This is a genomic window from Pedobacter sp. FW305-3-2-15-E-R2A2, assembly GCF_038446955.1.
Taxonomy (GTDB): domain Bacteria; phylum Bacteroidota; class Bacteroidia; order Sphingobacteriales; family Sphingobacteriaceae; genus Pedobacter.
Genome location: NZ_CP151803.1, coordinates 2,741,355 through 2,742,438 on the forward strand (window position 1 = coordinate 2,741,355; position 1,084 = coordinate 2,742,438).

The 1,084-nt window shown below is 38.2% G+C and carries 1 protein-coding gene; it reads right to left on the reverse strand.

The genetic code is table 11. From position 1 onward, the window contains the following. Positions 1-3: 3 nt before the first annotated feature. The gene (locus AAFF35_RS11490; RefSeq protein WP_342332628.1) at positions 4-792 is read right to left on the reverse strand and encodes a hypothetical protein; all 789 of its coding nucleotides are present in this window, start codon (positions 790-792) and stop codon (positions 4-6) included. Positions 793-1,084: the final 292 nt, after the last annotated feature.

Sequence of the window (1,084 nt, forward strand, 5' to 3'; positions counted from 1 at the left end):
TTTTTAGCGTAAATTATAAACTTTGTTCCTGAGGTATTGGCCCAGGTCTTTCTGATGGAGTTCATCTTTTGAAATCAATTCCCCGAATCTGACATGGACACTAAAATCACGCTTCAGGAAAAATTCACGGATAAGGGTTGCTTTGCCCAATGGGGGATACAAGCCGACCAACAGGTAGAACAGGCTGCTATTTCTGCCGGAAATGTATATGGGTAATATGGGTGGTTTTTGTTTGGATATGATTTTGCTGAAAGTACTGCTCCATGGAGTGTCTTCAATCCTGAATTTCCTGAAGGAGAATCTGGAGATGTCGGCAGCTGGAAAAAAGGCGACGGTATTCCCCTGTCCGATATTTTCCAGTATGTTTTTACAAGCCCTGAACTTGAAAGCGTAATCTGTAGAATCATCAAAAATATCTACAAGCAGGAAGTTGTCTGTGAGACTTTTAATCGGCGAAAGATAGCTGTTGACCACAATTTTGAATTGCTGCCGGCTGCGGTCAAATAATTTGACCAGTAATAATCCGTCTACAATTCCATGGGGATGATTGGCGACAATCACAAAAGGTGCTGTTTGCTGAAGCTGACTCAATCTGTCCTGATCATAAATCAATTTGATTCCTCTTTCTTCAAATACTTTATCTACAAAATCAGTCCGCTTTGTATCTCGGTAACGCCAGCAAATGTCATTCATATCATTCACTTTTATTAGCCGGTTGATGATTCCGTAGAGCGTATTCAGGAATTTATTTTTTGACGTCAGTCCGTCATATACTTTTTCAATATCAGGCATAAGAGAGCGTTTTTATTCTGTTAATCTATGAAAATTAAAGATACCTGGGCTTCAAATTTGAACTAAAAAGAAACGTTAAAAGTAAAGGTCGGTATATTATTATTAATTTATCAAGTATTTTAATTGAGAAAAAAGTTGGCTATATTGCATTAGCAACCAGAGGGTTGCTGACGTTTCTTCCCCCTTATTGTTTATTGATTAACGTAACTCTCAAAACATGAATCAATGGTTATATACCTCCACTAGCTATCGGATATTGGTGCAATTCCTTTTCCAGATAGAAGGTTGCGGT

What these genes read in the sequence shown, in the direction of transcription:
- AAFF35_RS11490 (WP_342332628.1), bottom strand. Translation starts at nt 792, where the DNA reads ATGCCTGATATTGAAAAAGTATATGACGGACTGACGTCAAAAAATAAA.